The organism is Pontibacter anaerobius, assembly GCF_026241195.1.
Classification (GTDB): Bacteria; Bacteroidota; Bacteroidia; order Cytophagales; family Hymenobacteraceae; genus Pontibacter; species Pontibacter anaerobius.
In genome coordinates, this window is record NZ_JAPFQO010000008.1 from 104,773 (window position 1) to 121,896 (window position 17,124).

Below are 17,124 nucleotides of genomic sequence, written 5' to 3' on the forward strand. Positions count from 1 at the left end.
TATGAATAGAGAAGAGGTATGATATGCGTAGGGATTTTAGTATATTATCTGCTGAATCCGATTCTTATTCTGGTACAAATTTATGGAAATATACCCAAAACTCCGGCATCTGCACCTACTCGTCCTGTTGCTTTGCCTGCTCCTGCCCTCTTTTGTAAAGGCACAGCAAGAAGACACTGCCCAACAAGGCAAGCCCAAGGTGCTGCTGATGGAGGTAAAGTCAGAGATAGACCCGCGCACCAACCGCTACATAGAGCTAGCGCTGGAGGAGGCCACCGCTGTAGAGGCAGACCATGTGCTGCTTGTGCTGGATACTTTTGGAGGTGCCCTGAACGATGCAGACGAGATCCGGACACGCCTGCTGGAGTACCCAAAGCCGGTGTATGTGTTCATCAACAAAAACGCCGCCTCGGCAGGTGCCCTTATCTCGCTGGCCTGCGACAGCATTTATATGGCCCCCGGTGCCAACATCGGGGCCGCTACCGTAGTGGGTGCCGACGGACAGGCAGCCCCAGGCAAATACCAGAGCTACATGCGCTCTATCATGCGCTCCACGGCCGAGGCCAACGGCAGGAATCCGCATCTTGCAGAGGCAATGGTAGAGGCTAGCGTAGACAGCACCCTCTCGGCCGGGCAAGTGCTTACGCTCACGACCTCGGAGGCTATAAAGTACGGCTTTTGCGAAGGCGTGGCCACCAATGTGGAGGGAGTGCTGGATGAACTGAACCTGCAGGATGCCGAGGTTATACGCTATGAGCTAAGCTCCACTAACCGCATCATCTCTTTCTTTCTTAACCCGTTTATCAGCGGTATACTTTTGCTTATAATAGTAGGCGGTTTATACTTTGAGTTACAGACGCCGGGCGTGGGATTTCCGCTGATGGCTGCTGTAGTGGCAGGTGTGCTGTACCTGGTGCCTTACTACCTCAACGGGTTGGCCGAGAACTGGGAGATACTGATGTTTGTGGCCGGTATTATACTTATACTGCTGGAGGTGTTTGTGATTCCGGGCTTTGGGATAGCGGGCATTAGCGGTATTGCGCTCACGGTGGTATCGCTGGTGCTGGTGATGGTGAACAACCAGATGTTCGACTTTACCTTTGTGCCTTCTGAGAACCTGATGAAAAGTATGATTTCGGTGGTGGCGGGAATGGTGGGTGCGGCAGTCGTCATTGCCCTCACCTGGAACCGCCTGCTCAATAGCCGCTCTATGCAGCATGTGGTACTGAACAGCACCTTCCACAGCAAGGAGGGTTACCGCTCGGCCAACACCGCCGAGCACCTGGTAGGTAAAACCGGCATTGCCCACACCCGCATGGCTCCCTCCGGCCGCGTGATGATCGACGACACCCTTTACGACGCCCAGGCCCGAGACGGATTTATAGAGAAAGGCGACACCGTGCAGGTAATAGACCAGAGCACCTTCGCCCTGCGGGTGAAGAAAGTCGAGCCAATAGTATGAAGCAGCTATACTTTGTACTCATAGCCGTAGCCATATTTGCCGGATGCCAGCCGCAGGAGGAGGTGATCAAAAGTCACGGCATCAGGTAGGTCCACCTGGTGCAGTTCAGATACTACTTTCCAGAGGATTCCATAGATGATTACAGCAACATAGAAAGCGACTTATTGGAGCCTAAGCCGAAAATGGTAGACTATACTGCCTTGGAGCCGAACAGCGGGCGAATGGAAGTATGGTACGGCTTCCATTATGATTCTATTTCCTTTCATCCGTATGGGGATGCTACCAAAACTGCTTTAGCTACAGCTTTACCTTTTCTTTCAGAGGTGGAGGCAGATCAGTTTTATTATCATGATTGGGAAAACTCAAACGAAATGGGCCCCTTATACTGTGGCCCCAGCCTGTTCTTCCAAATACTAAAGGAGAATGAGACCGAATATACAATTGGTTTCACACCTTCTAAGCTTCAAGAGGAACTTGAGGGTCTATACAGTTCTATGGATTATCGTTTGTGGGAATTGTCTGATGGCCAACCTGTAACTGATGCCTCAACAACTCAAGGGAAACACTTTCTAAAAATTATTCATGATAAGCTTTATCTCCCGGATAATATATCTCCCGCCCCCGGGCTTCCTCCTCCACCGCCACCAGTTAGGGCTACGGTTAGATATACACCACCGGTTGTTGAGGATTGAGCTTAGTGCTTCTCCCAAAGTTTCTTTACATATTATGTGCTCCTCTGCAACCCTAGCAACCAAATTTGACTCTTCCTATAAAAGAGACAACGTATGATACGCACACTCCTGCCCCTTTCCCTGCTGGCAAGTATGGTTATCCTCGGCTCATGCTGTAATCCGGATGAAGACACCAATACTTCTGTAGAAACCGTGGACGCCACCCTTGTCTGGACGGGAAGTTACGCAGTAGATGGCTGTGGATTTATGCTGCAGATCGGCGACACCTATCATAAGCCCACAAATGAAAATGATATCAGCAGCTCCTACAAAGAAAACTCTCCAACGGAGGTAGAGGCCAAGATCATCAACTACCACAAAACGCAGCGGTACTGCCAGGCCGACGTAGAGATCAATACCATTAAAATCGTGGAGTTGAGAGAACGGTAACGACATCAGCTTGTAACGCCAGGTAACATACTTATGAGAGCACTCCTAGTCCTACTGATTTTTGTCTTTGCCTCCTGCCAGAACTCCACCACGCCACAAGAAGAGGGGAACCAAACGACCACAGCCACCCTACACTGGACCGGCGAGATTGCCGCCGACGGCTGTGGCTTTGAAATAGAGATAGACGGGGAACGCTACCTGCCCGAGAACGAGGCTGCCATACCTGATAGGTATAAAGAGAGAGACAGCAGCCATGTACAACTAACCTATAAAGCGCTGCCCGAGCCGATAGACCGCCGCTGCGGCATGCTGCCACAGCCACGCATAATGCCAGCCATACAGGTGCTGCAGGTGGAGGCATTATAAATTTTAAAAGCCTTGCAACCATTTAAGGCACAACAGGATCTGTAAGGTATAGCCCTTACATCCAAACTATGAAAAAGTACTTCCACCTCAGCCTTTCCATACTTTCTAACCTTTTACTGATCACCTCACGCAACCAGCAAAAGGAATAATAGCTACCTTATTGCTCAAACTGCCAGGATGTGCTATCTTGAAAAGGAATCTAGATAACGTAAGCCCATGATACTGGCAGAAGTAATGCAGCAGCTGGAAGCCCTCGGAAACAGCACCACCAAAAATACGCTCCTGAAACACGGCGCCCGCGAGCCCTTCTTTGGGGTAAAGGTTGGCGACCTGAAGCCGCTGCAAAAGAAGATAAAGAAGAACTACGACCTCAGCAAAGCGCTCTACAGCACCGGTAACTCCGATGCCATGTACCTGGCCGGCCTCATCGCCGATGAGAAAGCCATCACCAAAGAAGACCTGCAGGAATGGGTGCAGCAGGCCTACTGGTACTACCTGAGCGAGTACACCGTGGCACAGGTGGCCGCAGAGTCGGCTTACGGATGGGAGCTGGCCCTGCAGTGGATCGAATCCCAGGAGGAACGTATAGCCAGTGCCGGATGGGCCACGATCATCCACTTGCTAAGTATAAAACCAGATGAGGAACTGGACATGCCCCACCTGCAGCTGCTATTAAGCCGCGTGGCTGACACATTGCAGCAGCAGCCTAACCGGGTGCGTTACACCATGAACGGTTTTGTGATCGCCTCTGCCACCTTTGTACCACAGTTGGCAGAGCAGGCAAAAGCCGTAGCCAGGCAAGTAGGGAAAGTGCAGGTGGATATGGGCGGAACAGCCTGCAAAGTACCTGAGGCACTCGCTTACATCGAGAAAGCGGCGCAACGGCCCCGGCGCAAAAAGAAAACAGCCCGCTGCTAAGCTTTTGCCGCTGGATTAGTGGCGGCTCTTGCGTACCTTTGAATCTCATCCCAATACTTTAAATTTATGGAAGTACTCGGCATTATCCCGGCACGATACGCCAGCACCCGTTTCCCCGGCAAACCCCTCACCGACATCAAAGGCAAAAGTATGATCCAGCGCGTGTACGAGCAGGCAAAGAAATCGAGCCTGGCGGAGGTAGTTGTGGCGACGGACGACCAGCGCATTCTCGAGCACGTGCAAGGCTTCGGAGGCAGGGCCGTGATGACGGGCAGCCAGCACCAGAGCGGCACCGACCGCTGCTTTGAGGCCTACAAGCTCAACAACCAGCCGTACGAGTATATCATCAACATACAGGGCGATGAACCTTTTATCCACCCGGAGCAGATAGACCTGGTCGCCCGTTGCTTTGACAGACCCCAAACGCAGCTGGCAACGCTCGTGAAAAAAGTGGAGACGGCGGAGGAGCTGTTCAATGTGAATTCTCCAAAGGTGGTGCTAAACCAGGCAAAGGAAGCTTTATACTTTAGCCGCCAACCCATACCCTACTGCCGCAACGTACCCAACGATATCTGGCACAAGCAGCATACGTATTACAAGCACATTGGCATCTACGGCTACCGTGCCGATATTCTGGAGCAGATCACGCAGCTGCCACCTTCTGCACTGGAACTAGCCGAGTCGCTGGAGCAGCTGCGCTGGCTGGAGAATGGCTTCCGCATCACTACTGCCCTCACCCACCACGAAACCATCGGCATCGACACACCGGAGGACCTGGAGCGAGCTATTCAGCACCTATAAGTATACTTTAAAATGCGGAATTATACGTTGATGCGTTTCGTAAGGCTGAATTCATACTTCTTCGCCATGTATAGCGTGCTAACGGCGATCTGGTATGGCCTGAGTGGGAAGTTTTCTGAGGGAGAAAGCATGATACTTATCCAGGAGATTGGCTTTAATGCGGCTGTGTTTTCGGTGCTTTTCATAATTACGATGCTGGTGCTGTACCGCCGAACCGAAGTGCGTGTACCTGTAAAGAAGTATAGCCCCAAGCAGCTGCAGCAGCGCCTGGAGGATGTTGGGTTTGTGAAAGCAGATAGCAAAAAGCAGCCGCGGCAAGTATACAAACCGACCCCTCCCAAAGCCTCCGCCCTTGCCGGCAACGTATTTGTGCAGCAAACCGCCAACTTCTGGCTCCTGGAGGGGCCGAAGAAGTTTATCGGGAAGTTAGAAGCTTAGAGAGCAGAATAAACGACTTACCGCCGCAAGTTTAGCGAAGCATAACTTGTGGCTACTCATCAGGCAAGTTTTCAACTTGCTTTCTGCGGAGCAGGAAAATGATGCATTGGTTGTTTTTGCAGGGATGTTCTGCAGTAGAGAGCTTGGCCTCTTCGAGCCCAGTTAAGTTCCAACTCATGCTGAGCCACGAGTTGAGAACTTGCGGCAGTAAAGGGTCCTCAAGGCTCACGAACTTCCCGACTTTCTATCTTTTAAATCAACCTCCCGCCTTCTTAGCTTTGTAGCCGGTAGCCTGCAGTACTTGCACTGCTTTATCGCGGAAGTCGCCCTGGATGAGGATCTCACCATCTTTAGCTGAGCCGCCCACGCCACACTTGCTCTTCAGCAGCTTGCCCAAATCCTTCAGGTCATCTTCAGTGCCAACAAAACCGGTAATCAGTGTTACCTGCTTGCCGCCACGTGCTTTTTTATCCAGCATCACCTTCAGGTTCTGCTGCTGCGGCGGAAGCGTCTCCTGCGCGTGCTCCTGCTCATACTCGTAATTAAAGTCCTGGTTGGTAGAGTAAACCACGCCTTGGCGGCCTTTTTTATTTTTATCGCTCATCGTTATTTTAATTAATGATCAGTAATGAACAATGGTTAATTGGATTTTATGCCGTTAAACAGCACATTCATAACTCATTACTAATTACTCTCTATTCATTCGTACTTATACTAAGGCACCAGCACCTTCAGCGACAGCGGCACCATCTTTACTTCAAACTCCCTTGCCTTGCCCAGGTATTCCCCGTCGGCATGATACATAATGTCCTCCTCCGTCTGCACCGTTACGCGCTCCGTTTTAAAATACTCGGCGCTGTCGGGGTTAGCCAGTTGCTTGGTTAACATGCAGTAGCTCAGGTTCAGGGCTTTCACCAAATCCAGCCTACGCACCAGGCACACATCCAGCAGGCCATCCTGAATATCGGCTGTGGGGGCTATGTAGGCGTTGTTGCCATACTGCGCGGCATTGGCAAAGGCCATCACGTAGCAATCGGTTTCCAAGCTTTTGCCATTTATACTTGCTTTTACGGGCAAATGCTTGTAGCTAAGCACCTCCTTCATCACAAGCTCCACATACGTCTGCAGGCCACGCTTTTTATTGCCGGCAAACACAGAACTGATGTAGGCATCAAAGCCAATGCCTGCTGTGGTAAAGAAAGGGTGCTGGTTTATCTCTCCGCTATCTATGGTGATAACGTTACGTTGGTTGATTACGCGCATGGCTCCCTCCAACGCCATCGGGATCTTCAGGTGACGCGCCAACCCATTGCCGGAGCCTTTCGGAAGTATAGCCAGTGCCGTTTCGGTCTTAAGCAACCCGCGGGCTACCTCGTTTACCGTGCCATCGCCCCCCACAGCCACCACCACTTCAATGCCCTCGTTGGCTGCTTGATGCGCCAGCTCAGGAGCGTGACCGGCATGTGTGGTATACATAATGTCATGCACATACTTACGTTCGTCAAGGTGCTCCCGAATACGGGCAGCCACATCTACACGACTGTTGGTGCCGGAGGTAGGGTTGATGATAAAGCGGATTCTGGTACGTTTGCTCATAGGTTAGGCGGTTACCGGAGAACAAAATTACCTTTTTCAGGTGGGATAAAAAAAGCCTGACGCTGGAGGGCATCAGGCTTCAGGTACATTTTTATACTTCTACTTCAGGTGAACGGTAAGAACCGGGATGCTGGTATGGTTTACCAGGTCTTCGGCTATACTTCCGCTGAGCAGATGCGCAAAACCGGTTCTGCCATGCGTGGCCATCATGATCATGTCAGCACGTATATCGTTGGCGAAGTGCAGGATGCCGTCCTCCTCCATCACATCGTTATACACATTTATAGTATAGTTCCGCAGACCATACTTTTCAGCGGTATACTGCAGCTTCTGCCGCACATTGTTGCTAGACTCGAATGCCCCCGGCGTGTTAATGTACACCAGGTGAATACGTGCCCCAAACAGCTGCTGAAACTCCTTGAAGCGATCCATGGCACCACGTATCTCTCGCTTAAAGTCAGATGCCAGCACAATCTCACGCACATCAAAGTCAGGGATACGGTGCTTAACTGTAAGCACGGGGCAATCGGCAGCGCGTACAACCTTCTCGGTGTTGGAGCCGATCAGGAACTCATCCAACCCGCTTGATCCCTTGGAGCCCATCACCACCAGGTCTACTTCATCCTCTTTTATCGTTCTTTTGATCTTGTTGATCGGCCGGTCCACATCCACCTCGTGCACTACTTCCACCCCCTCGTGCGGCACTGTCCGCAGCAGTTCGCTCATCTGCATTTTTGTGTTCTCGAGCAGGCGCAACATGTAGACCTGCTCCATGCCGTCAGAGCCAACCATTACATCGCCGGTGGCACTAAAGTTTGAGGTATAGTATGGTGTTTCGACCACGTGCAGCAGCTTTATGGCGGCACCCGTGCGGCGCGCGATGGAAATGGCTACCTCATAGGCGTTACGGGCCTCATCCGAAAAATCAGTGGGAACTAGAATCCTTCTCATGTTTTGTGCGGTTTAAGTGGAAGTTCTTATATACAACATTTAAACTATGCTTCTGTACTGTTGCATCAGCCCTAAAGAACTGAAGATAAGCGCAGAACCATACTTCAGGCATAAAAGTATAGCGTTTGGCTAATATAAACTATGATCTTCGTCATTTTATACTCTGTTGCCGTAAATGTTGTTCGGGAGGGGCAAAAAAGAAGGTCCACCCTGCTGTAGGGTGGACCTTCTTTTATACTTTAGATCGAACTGCTTGCTTAGCCGATGCGTGTGATCAGGTCGGCGGCGCGGTTAGAATAACCAGCCTCGTTGTCGTACCAGCCTACCACTTTCACTAACGTCTCGTTAGCAGAAGTCATCTCAGCGTCGAAGATGCAAGAGTGTGTGTTACCTACGATGTCGATAGAAACGATCGGATCTTCTGTGTACTCCAGAATACCTTTCAGCTCGTTCTCAGCAGCCTTCTTCATGGCAGCGTTGATCTCCTCCTTCGTAGCAGGCTTCTTCAGGATAACAGTTAAGTCAGTCAGAGAGCCATCCGGAATTGGAACGCGCATTGCTACACCATCCAGTTTGCCTTTCAGGTGAGGAAGTACCAGACCTACGGCCTTAGCGGCACCTGTAGAGGTAGGCACAATAGAGTAAGCAGCTGCACGGGCACGGCGCAAGTCTTTGTGCGGCGCATCCTGCAGGTTCTGGTCAGCAGTGTAAGCGTGTACCGTAGTGATATATCCTTTCTCAATACCGAAAGTATCGTCCAGAACTTTCGCCATTGGCGCGAGGCAGTTGGTAGTGCAAGAAGCGTTAGAAACGATCTTCTCCTCGCCTGTCAGTACTTCCTCGTTCACGCCAAGTACAACAGTTTTCACGTCGCCTTTGGCAGGAGCAGAGATAACTACCTTTCTGGCACCAGCCTCCAGGTGGCCACCAGCGCTTACGTCATCCACGAAGCGGCCAGTAGACTCCAGCACCACATCTACGCCCAGTTTGCCCCAAGGCAGGTTTTTCGGCTCACGCTCAGCCGTAATCTTAATTTCTTTGCCGTTCACGATTATTCCGCCTTCAGAGGCCTCAACCGTTCCGTTAAATCTGCCGTGTACAGAGTCATACTTCAGCAGGTGTGCCAGTGTTTTAGTATCTGTCAGGTCGTTGATGGCAACCACCTCCACATTCTCTTTCTGAAGCAGAGCCTTAAAAGTAAGTCTGCCGATTCGGCCGAAGCCGTTGATTGCAACTTTAATTTTAGACATGGTATCTAGTTATTGAGAGTTTGATAATGATGCGAAGTTACGACTTCGTATAGTGTAAAACCAATATTTTTTTCTCTACTGATCTCTAATGTTTTACGCATAAAGTTAAAAAATATTCTCCCTAAGTTTTTGCAAAATTTAAAACACCCGCTATATTTGCACCACAATTAGACAGAACGGCCCGTTCGTCTAGGGGTTAGGACGCCAGATTTTCATTCTGGTAACAGGGGTTCGATTCCCCTACGGGCTACTACATTAAAAAACCCGCTCCACATTACATGGAGCGGGTTTTTTTGTTCGATAAATTTCCTCTTTGGTTAGACTTATCGAACTTTCTTGTAAACCAGCCTTTGAGATGAACTGCAAAAGAGGACTACTTTTCAGCAATCCCCTTTTGCATGTACAATTGTTAGCTACAACTTCCTTGCATATCACAAGAATCACCTTTCAGAATCTCGATTGCCGGCCTTGTGTTTTCCTTACTCCACTCCTGCCATGCACGAACTATAATATCTAGAAAAGCCTGCGGGTCTTGCGCTCCAGCAACAGCCAGCTTGCCATTTATCAGGAAGAATGGAACGCCAGACACCCCTATTCTTTGAGCTTCAGCAATGTCATCCCTAACCTCAGTGGCAAACTGTTTACTGCTCAGGGCTTCATTCACTTCATCGCCATTCAGCCCTAACTCCTTGCCTAATTGAACAAGCACTTCTATGTCGCCTATGTTACGACCTTCTGTGAAATATGCGTAGAACAGCTTTTCTTCTGCCTCGTTTTGAAGCCCTTTGGTTTTGGCATAAAGAGAGAAACGGTGCGCATCAAATGTGTTGGGGAGTAGGATCTTTTCAAAGTTGTAATCTAATCCTACCTCTTCTGCATATTGCGCTATCTGGTTATGCATTTGCTCACTCCGTGTTCTGCTAATACCTTTCAGTCTGCCCACAGTCTCATAAAAATCAGCGCCTGTTTGCTGCTTATAATCCGGAAACATTTGATAGCTATGCCAAACAACCTCCACATCGTCTCTATAGCTGAATTGTTCCAATGCAGTCTCAAACTTACGCTTGCCGATGTAGCAGAATGGGCAAACTATGTCTGACCAAATCTCTATTTTCATTTTTGCTTGCATCTTTGCTCTTGTTTTATTCAGATACTGTGCCCCTATTCAGAACTTACCGTTGTTGTTCTTCCACTGGTCTTTTGAAGGTATCGTTTCCAGTGTATCCCAATGTTCTGCAATTTTGCCATTTTTCACTCTGAAGAGATCATAGAAAGCGGTATGCTGACCACCCAGCTGGCCTTCACTCACTACAAGGACGAAGTTGCCTTCCCCAAGCACCATATGTACTTTGTCATACTTCATCGTAATGCCTTGCTTTGCCCACTCCTCTAGCGCTTTTCCTAAATTAAACAGACCATCTCCTATGTATGGGTTATGCTGGACATAGTGATCACCTTCAAAGTAACCGGTGAGTTTCTCCATTCTGCCGTTCACCAGAATATCATCCACGAAGCTACTTACCAGCGCTTTATTCTCCTTTGTTTTATCAAGGTCTTTCACCTGGATCGGGCCGTCTATCATGGTATGGCCGCTTGGGTTGGAAGGCTGCGTTTCCTGCAGGTTGTCCCAGTGTTCCACAATTTTACCGTCCTCAAAGCGGAAAATGTCAAAGCCAATTTTAGGACCAAACACATTGTATTCACTGTGGGCAAAAACATAGTCCCCGTCCTGAAATACCCGCACAGTGTTTACCTTCGTCTCGCCTTCCGGAAGAATATCCGAAAAGGCGGCAAAGCCTTCTAGTCTATCCGCAACTTTCAGGTTGTGCTGGATATACTTGTCAGGGTTGATCACTTTAGCAGGCTCTGTTGCACCTGTTTCCAAAGCCTTCAATAAGGCCATTCCCTTTTGCTTGTTTGATGTTTCCATTTCTGTCTTGTCTTTACCTTTTGATGAATTTACTTCTGATGTGCTGCAGCCGGCTATGCCTATACCTGCCATCATCGCTAAACTTAATACTGTCTTTTTCATTTACTACTTTGTTAATTCATGATGCAAAGTTGCAATGAATCAGCGCGTTGCGAAAGGTAGTTTTGGTCCTTTGGATGATACTTTTGGGAAGAGGCCTTATGTAGTAAACTGCTCTCTGAACTCCACAGGTGTGCTCCTGTTGTGCTTGCGGAAAAACTTAATAAAGTTGGTCGGCTCCTGAAAGCCCAGTGAATAGCCAATCTCTTTTATACTGTCATTGGTATGTGCCAGCAGTCTTTTTGCCTCCAGCATTACCCTTTCATCGATGATACTTTTAGGGGATTTTCCGAGGATCTTTGATGTTGCCTGGTTTAGCCGTTTCTCGGTCACACTTAGCTTCGAGGCATATACATTAACTTGCTTCATCTGCCTGAAATCAGCTTCAACCAAATCCCTGAAAAGGATAGTATAGTCCAGGTCTGGCCCTTTCTTCAGCTCTGTGAAACCTTGCTTTCTACGCTCTCTTTCAGCTAGCAACAGAAAACTATGCAGCAGGCTCCTTAGCGTATCGGCGTAGTAAATTTCATGCTTGTTTGCCAGTTCTGCTTCCATTAAGCTGAAGAGGACTTTAAAATTGTCTGTAGAGCTATCAAGCTGCACTTGAGATACGCCCAGCAGGTCATTGAACAGAATGGAACTGCGGAGAAACTTCATGTCTGCCTCAGTCCTGAAAAAGAAGTTGTCGGTGAATAGAATAGCTTTGGCTTCAAAGCTCTCTTTAGGGTCAAAGAGTTGAACCGTATCTTTATTCAGAAAGAGCAGCGTCTGTGGTTTGATTTCGATTGGATTGAAATCTACCAAATGGGTTGGGGTACCCTTTTGAAACCAGAGAATATGATAGAAAGCCGTTCTATGGGGAGAAGTTAGTATTTCCTTGCTTTTCTTGTATAAGTCAGTGATGGATACAATTTCAAACTCTACATGCATTCCCTCCTTAAAGTCATAGTTTCTGATTTGCTCCGTCAATTTTAAAACCTGATAAAATTATTGCCAAAATAAATCAGGCAAAGAGTATCAGCTTTGCCTGATTTACAAGAACCAATCAACAGTTTAACTCATTTCATATCATATAATCAAATGTATTTCCGTTTGAAGCCTACATGGCTAATTCTGCCCATTGAAGGATTCATAAGTTGCTTCAGATTCAAAATATAATACTTCTCCATTTACAGAGCCTGGCTTGAGAGCAATACAAATGCTACCGTGAAATAAATCAGTTGTTTTTTCATTTCTAATCAGAAAATAAGTTGCTGAAATAGCACTACTGCCAAAAAAATGAAAGCAATGGCATATACAAACCTTTTCAGCCAAACCTGTCCTTTTTTAGGAGGCATTTCGTCGCCTGTTTTGCAGCAATCCTTCATGACATTATCATTTTATGCTTTTCTTGGGAATGAGACTGCAAGGCCCTTCATACCTGACAAAAATATTGATCCACAATACCCTGGAGATTCGGAAGATAACTGGAAGAAACCCAACAACCGTGATGGCCACTACTCCTATCATCATAGCCATCGTTACTTCTTCCACGAACTGGTGGAGTATAAAAAGGGATACCAGGAAGATGGACACATTAAAAGCGAAGCTAACATACATGGCTCCATAGTAATAGCCAGTCTCAGGCTCAAAAGCTTGACCGCAGCATGGGCAATACTTGTGCATGTCTGCAAATTTGGTGCTGTAAAAGGTGCCTTCTGGAAACATGTTTCCTTCACGACAGCGAGGGCACTTAATAGTAAGCGCACTATATAAAAATGAATTTTTCTGGCTCATAACTTTATTCCTTATTAACTCTACAAAGTTAAAGCCCTAACAGAGCTATGTATCTGCACAAAAGAGACGAATTACTGTACTTTTGTACTACATTTATACATAAAGGAAACGGGCTACACCTTAATAAACCATCCGTAACTTAAGCTGCGTAAAGAACTCTTATGCCGAAAGAACTTTTACCTATTTACCAGATACAGGATTTCAAGGCCCGGGAACAAAAAGCCCAATACTTCTACTTTAGTTCGTTCGCAGCACACCTGCAGGAACACCTTTTTATACGTGAGCCTCATAAGCACGATTTCTACATTGTACTTTTCATAAACCGGGGAACAGGAGTTCATACCATAGATTTCAAGGAGTATGACGTAAAGCCAGGTATGTTCTTTTTTATGACGCCTGGACAGGTGCACAGTTGGGAGTTGTCTGAGGATGCCGATGGCTATGTCATGTTTTTCACACAAGAGTATTATGCCAGGGAGTACCCAAGCAGAATGCTTCTTGATTACCCCTTCTTCAATGCCTTGCTCTACAACCCGGTTATGACTGTCACACAGGAAGATGAAAGTGTGCTCATCCCAATTTTCCATAAACTAGAGCACGAGCACAAGCAAGCAAAGCTGATGCGAGAAGTTATGCTCAGCAGGTACCTGGATGTACTTCTGATCGAGTTGACCCGTATCTTCCGGCCTAATGCAGGCAGAGCAGGCCATCAAGGGAAAGAACAAACCCTCCTGCAAAACCTGGAGCGACTCATTGACATGCATTACAAGGAGCACCAGCCTGTAGCCTATTATGCTGAGCGTTTGCATGTAACCAAAAAGCACTTAAATACCGTCTGCAGAAATTATTTGAGCAAGACACCAAAAGAACTGATGCAACAACGTACACTGCTGGAAGCACAAAGACTATTGGTTCATTCTGAGCTGACTAGCTCTCAGATCGCTGCAGAGCTCGGCTATTTTGATAGCGCTTATTTCTTCCGGTTTTTCAAAAAACATAGAGGTGTTACTCCCGAGCAGTTCAGAGTAACAAATAAGAAGTCATTACCTTAAAAGGATCTAGTATTAAAAGTCCAGACATTCTTCTAATATTGTCAGATCCATGTGGAAATGGTTCGATAATTCCATCCTTCGGTCTACCATAGTACAAAAGCCGCACCACGTCAAATGGAGCGGCTTTTTTGGTTCGATAAATTTCCCCTTCGGTTTAAATATTTCCGATATCAAACCTTGCGGCGAAACTGCTGGCTTAGCTTACTTTTTATACTGCTCGTCCGACACTTTCTCCATCCAATCCACGACCTTGCCGTTCAGGTTTTCATGTATGGCAATATGGGTCATGCCGTTTGTAGGCGTGGCACCGTGCCAATGTCTTTCGTTTGGCTCAAACCAAACAACGTCACCAGGGTGTACTTCTTCAATGGCACTCCCTTCTTTCTGCACGAGGCCGCAGCCGGCCGTAATGATCAAAGTTTGACCGAGCGGATGCGTGTGCCAAGCAGTTCTTGCCCCCGGCTCAAAGGTGACACTTGCAGCTGCACTGCGTCTTGCCTCGTTTGCTGCAAATAGTGGGTCTATACGCACGGCTCCGGTGAACCAATCTTCCAGCCTTTGCCGGAAGGCTGTGTGCCGATTCTTGTTATTTCCATAAATACTATTTTTATCCGCCCCGGCTAAGAGGCAGAATGAATGTTTATAAAATCAATGTTACTGAGGAAAGGCAACTCCTGTCAGTTTTTTGCAAACCTCCAGAAATTGCTCCTGTAACCCGACATTATCTGCATCAGGATGGTGGTGCCTTTCTTGCTGGTGAAAAAAGTAACGGCCACTTACTGTTGCCTTTTCATCGTCGTTGACAGCAAGCCATACCTGTGTCTCATACCCTTTTTGCAAGCTATCCGGCGCGCCACGTCCACCCATCTTGGTCGGAACCCAGCCCGGGTTAACGGCATTGGCATACACCTCCGCCCACTTCCGTGCTACGGCCATGCAAAGCGTCAGCACATGCAACTTAGAATCGGAGTAGGTTATGCGGCTACTATCGCTAGTCAAGCTCTCGGGCTGCAACTGCCCCTGCAGATGCATACCCGAGGTCAGGTAGATCAGTCGCTTTGGCTTTTGTATCAGGCAGGTAAGGATGTAGGGCGCTAAGGTATTAACCGCGAAGATTTGCTTTGCCGGGGCCTGGTAAACGCCAGCGTTATGAATCACGGCATCAAAGGCACCCAGCGCGTTCACATCGGAAGCCAGCTGTATTGTTTCTTCCCTATTTGACAGATCGCCTGTTACAACGGCTTCCGCTCCCGGGTTTTTGTCCATCGCATCGCGTGCACGTGCGGCATTGCGTGCATGCAACACCACCCTGTGTCCCTGCGCGATCAACGCTTTCGCGGCTAGCTGCCCTAAGCCTTCAGCCGACCCTGTAATAAATACCCTTGCCATATCACCTTATCCGCTTAGCGATTCCTCAACTAGCTTCCATCTCTTCTCTATCCGGCGTTTTCTTTTTTCAGCGATGCCATATCAATCACAAACCTGTACTTGACATCCCCTTTTAGCAAACGTTCATAGGCTTCATTGATCTGCTGCATGTCTATCATCTCGATATCCGAGACGATGTTATGTTTGCCACAGAAGTCCAACATCTCCTGTGTTTCGGCAATGCCCCCGATCATGGAGCCGGCAAAGCTTCTGCGGAACGGAATGAGGCTAAATGCTGCTGTCGGAAGTGGTTGCTCCGGAGCCCCCACTAATACCAGCGAACCGTCTACCCGCAGCAGGTTCAGGTAGGCATTGATGTCGTGCTGTGCCGAAACAGCATCCAACACAAAGTGGAGCTTGCCGGTATACTTTGCCATTTGCTCTGCGTCTTTCGACAGCACCACATCATCGGCTCCAAGGCGCTTGGCATCCTCCACCTTCGACAGGGAAGTAGTATACACGATTACCTCTGCCCCCATGGCCTTGGCCAGTTTCACTGCCATGTGCCCCAGGCCACCCAAGCCAACAATGCCTACTTTCTGGCCGGGCCCCACGTTCCACTTCTTTAGTGGCGAATACGTGGTGATGCCGGCGCATAGTAATGGCGCAGTAGCTGCCAGCTCCAGGTTGTCGGGCACCCGCAGCACATAACCTTCATTCACCACGATGCCCTCGGAATATCCGCCAAAGGTATGGGTGCCCAAGTGGGTATCGGGTGAGTTATAGGTTCCCGTATTGCCTTCCGAACAATACTGCTCCAGACCCTCGTTGCAATAGTCACATTCACGGCAGCTATCCACCATACAGCCCACCGCTGCCAGGTCGCCCTCTTTGAATTTAGTTACATGGCTGCCAACCCTCGTAACTTTGCCCACTATCTCGTGCCCGGGTACACAAGGATATACGGTGCTATGCCACTCATTCCGGGCTGTGTGGAGATCAGAATGGCAAACCCCGCAATACAAGATTTCGATCTCCACATCTTGTGGCGTGGGGTTCCTTCTCTGTATGTTCAATTGCTCCAAAGCCGCATCGGCTGCTTCAGTTCCAAATGCTTTCACTTCTTTCGTTTTAACAGGAACGGCTCCCTCTGCTGTTGCTTTTACTGTTTCCATAATGTATGCTGTCTTTCAATTAGGTAAAAAGTATACTTTCCTATTTTAAATTCTCTTTAAAGTACGATTCCAGTTTATCAAACGGAATAACTTCTGTTTGGTCGTACAAATTTGCATGCACTAGCCCCGGTGCAACCACCTTTTCTGTTGGCTCAGAAGCCCTATGCTACTCTCTTGGCACCAGTTTACTAGAGGCTATAGAGAAGGCTAGACATTGAATTACGGGTAAAGAGTTGTTGATATAAACTTTATCACCTGTGTTGATAACAGTGAACCTTAAGCCAGCTCCTCTCCTAGTCCAAAAATTCTTCTAAAGCAGCCAAATCCCTGTGGAAAAGGTTCGATAATTCCATCCCACGGTCTACCAGGAGGGAAAAGGGATTTTCAGAATCGCTTTTCCCTCTTTCTTTTTCCGTTGAAAGCTGCGCCAGCTCCCTGGAAACGACGAAAAACGAGTTCACCCGCGTGGTTCGGTAAGCCTCCTTTTCCCGGTCATACTGCACCCCATCGGGGAACACCGTCGCTTGCCCCCCCACCGGAATCCGTTTAATGCCCTGGGGCAGATCTTCTCCGGCCTAACTGACTGTATCTTTTCGAGCACAACAGCATTTTCAGACCTGGCAGAATAAATGCCTAATTGCCGAGACTTTGTTTAGGTAAGGTACTACCGAATAAATTCAGAGATTTCCAACTTCCAGTTAGGAATAGGAAAAAGGATTTAAACCTATTTTGAACTTATTATTGTTTCAAAACAAATATAAATTGTCTCTACACCTAAACTCCAACTATCCAAAAATTAAAATTTAAACTGTAACTTTGTG

At 48.1% G+C, this 17,124-nt stretch carries 19 protein-coding genes and 1 tRNA gene; 9 read left to right on the forward strand and 11 right to left on the reverse strand.

The genetic code is table 11. The annotated features are described in order from the left end of the window. Positions 1 to 82 precede the first annotated feature (82 nt). The 7 genes from OO017_RS12685 (at position 83) to OO017_RS12715 (ending at position 5,106) form a co-directional block, all read left to right on the forward strand. Positions 83 to 1,462, forward strand: a complete 1,380-nt coding sequence (locus OO017_RS12685) for an NfeD family protein (protein WP_266052872.1) — start codon at positions 83 to 85, stop codon at positions 1,460 to 1,462. Between the two features lie 98 nt (positions 1,463 to 1,560). Further along, positions 1,561 to 2,154: a hypothetical protein gene (locus OO017_RS12690; RefSeq protein ID WP_266052873.1), complete on the forward strand. Its 594-nt coding sequence runs from the start codon at positions 1,561 to 1,563 to the stop codon at positions 2,152 to 2,154. A gap of 93 nt (positions 2,155 to 2,247) precedes the next feature. After that, complete coding sequence (locus OO017_RS12695) at positions 2,248 to 2,583, forward strand: hypothetical protein (RefSeq protein ID WP_266052874.1); 336 nt, start codon at positions 2,248 to 2,250, stop codon at positions 2,581 to 2,583. A 33-nt stretch (positions 2,584 to 2,616) separates the two neighbouring features. Continuing rightward, positions 2,617 to 2,949 (forward strand): hypothetical protein, encoded by a 333-nt coding sequence (locus tag OO017_RS12700; protein ID WP_266052876.1) that lies wholly within the window; start codon positions 2,617 to 2,619, stop codon positions 2,947 to 2,949. A gap of 216 nt (positions 2,950 to 3,165) precedes the next feature. Beyond that, positions 3,166 to 3,867, forward strand: coding sequence for a DNA alkylation repair protein (locus OO017_RS12705; protein WP_266052877.1), 702 nt, complete (start codon positions 3,166 to 3,168; stop codon positions 3,865 to 3,867). Between the two features lie 66 nt (positions 3,868 to 3,933). Then, entirely contained in the window at positions 3,934 to 4,668 is a 735-nt protein-coding gene (gene kdsB / locus OO017_RS12710; protein ID WP_266052878.1) for a 3-deoxy-manno-octulosonate cytidylyltransferase, read from the forward strand. Between the two features lie 12 nt (positions 4,669 to 4,680). Then, complete coding sequence (locus tag OO017_RS12715; protein WP_266052879.1) at positions 4,681 to 5,106, forward strand: hypothetical protein; 426 nt, start codon at positions 4,681 to 4,683, stop codon at positions 5,104 to 5,106. A gap of 256 nt (positions 5,107 to 5,362) precedes the next feature. On the opposite strand, the gene OO017_RS12720 is transcribed toward OO017_RS12715, so the two are convergent. The 4 genes from OO017_RS12720 to gap all read right to left on the reverse strand — a co-directional run bounded on the left by OO017_RS12720 (position 5,363) and on the right by gap (position 8,903). Then, complete coding sequence (locus OO017_RS12720) at positions 5,363 to 5,710, reverse strand: translation initiation factor (protein WP_266052880.1); 348 nt, start codon at positions 5,708 to 5,710, stop codon at positions 5,363 to 5,365. 110 nt (positions 5,711 to 5,820) lie between these two features. Next, entirely contained in the window at positions 5,821 to 6,702 is an 882-nt protein-coding gene (locus tag OO017_RS12725; RefSeq protein WP_266052881.1) for a diacylglycerol/lipid kinase family protein, read from the reverse strand. Positions 6,703 to 6,801: 99 nt separating this feature from the next. After that, a complete protein-coding gene (locus OO017_RS12730) occupies positions 6,802 to 7,653 on the reverse strand; it encodes a universal stress protein (protein ID WP_266052882.1) in 852 nt (283 codons plus the stop codon). A 257-nt stretch (positions 7,654 to 7,910) separates the two neighbouring features. Next, complete coding sequence (gene gap, locus OO017_RS12735) at positions 7,911 to 8,903, reverse strand: type I glyceraldehyde-3-phosphate dehydrogenase (protein ID WP_266052883.1); 993 nt, start codon at positions 8,901 to 8,903, stop codon at positions 7,911 to 7,913. A 178-nt stretch (positions 8,904 to 9,081) separates the two neighbouring features. Between gap and OO017_RS12740 the strand changes: the two genes are divergently transcribed. Then, positions 9,082 to 9,153, forward strand: a tRNA-Glu gene (locus OO017_RS12740). Positions 9,154 to 9,312: 159 nt separating this feature from the next. Here the strand turns inward: OO017_RS12740 and OO017_RS12745 are convergent. The 4 genes from OO017_RS12745 to OO017_RS12760 form a co-directional block, all read right to left on the reverse strand. Further along, positions 9,313 to 10,032 (reverse strand): DsbA family oxidoreductase, encoded by a 720-nt coding sequence (locus OO017_RS12745; RefSeq protein ID WP_266052884.1) that lies wholly within the window; start codon positions 10,030 to 10,032, stop codon positions 9,313 to 9,315. Between the two features lie 36 nt (positions 10,033 to 10,068). Further along, complete coding sequence (locus tag OO017_RS12750; RefSeq protein ID WP_266052885.1) at positions 10,069 to 10,935, reverse strand: nuclear transport factor 2 family protein; 867 nt, start codon at positions 10,933 to 10,935, stop codon at positions 10,069 to 10,071. A gap of 96 nt (positions 10,936 to 11,031) precedes the next feature. Next, positions 11,032 to 11,862: a helix-turn-helix domain-containing protein gene (locus OO017_RS12755; protein WP_266053062.1), complete on the reverse strand. Its 831-nt coding sequence runs from the start codon at positions 11,860 to 11,862 to the stop codon at positions 11,032 to 11,034. A gap of 444 nt (positions 11,863 to 12,306) precedes the next feature. Next, positions 12,307 to 12,708 (reverse strand): DUF983 domain-containing protein, encoded by a 402-nt coding sequence (locus OO017_RS12760; RefSeq protein ID WP_369426431.1) that lies wholly within the window; start codon positions 12,706 to 12,708, stop codon positions 12,307 to 12,309. Between the two features lie 161 nt (positions 12,709 to 12,869). Here OO017_RS12760 and OO017_RS12765 point away from each other — a divergent pair, with 161 nt between their 5' ends. After that, positions 12,870 to 13,760, forward strand: a complete 891-nt coding sequence (locus OO017_RS12765; RefSeq protein ID WP_266052886.1) for a helix-turn-helix domain-containing protein — start codon at positions 12,870 to 12,872, stop codon at positions 13,758 to 13,760. Between the two features lie 201 nt (positions 13,761 to 13,961). On the opposite strand, the gene OO017_RS12770 is transcribed toward OO017_RS12765, so the two are convergent. The 3 genes from OO017_RS12770 to OO017_RS12780 form a co-directional block, all read right to left on the reverse strand. After that, positions 13,962 to 14,291 carry a (R)-mandelonitrile lyase gene (locus OO017_RS12770; RefSeq protein ID WP_439651311.1) on the reverse strand — a complete coding sequence of 110 codons (330 nt, stop codon included), beginning with the start codon at positions 14,289 to 14,291 and terminating at the stop codon, positions 13,962 to 13,964. 123 nt (positions 14,292 to 14,414) lie between these two features. Continuing rightward, positions 14,415 to 15,149: an SDR family NAD(P)-dependent oxidoreductase gene (locus OO017_RS12775; protein ID WP_266052888.1), complete on the reverse strand. Its 735-nt coding sequence runs from the start codon at positions 15,147 to 15,149 to the stop codon at positions 14,415 to 14,417. Between the two features lie 47 nt (positions 15,150 to 15,196). After that, entirely contained in the window at positions 15,197 to 16,303 is a 1,107-nt protein-coding gene (locus OO017_RS12780) for an NAD(P)-dependent alcohol dehydrogenase (protein WP_266052889.1), read from the reverse strand. Between the last annotated feature and the right edge of the window lie 821 nt (positions 16,304 to 17,124).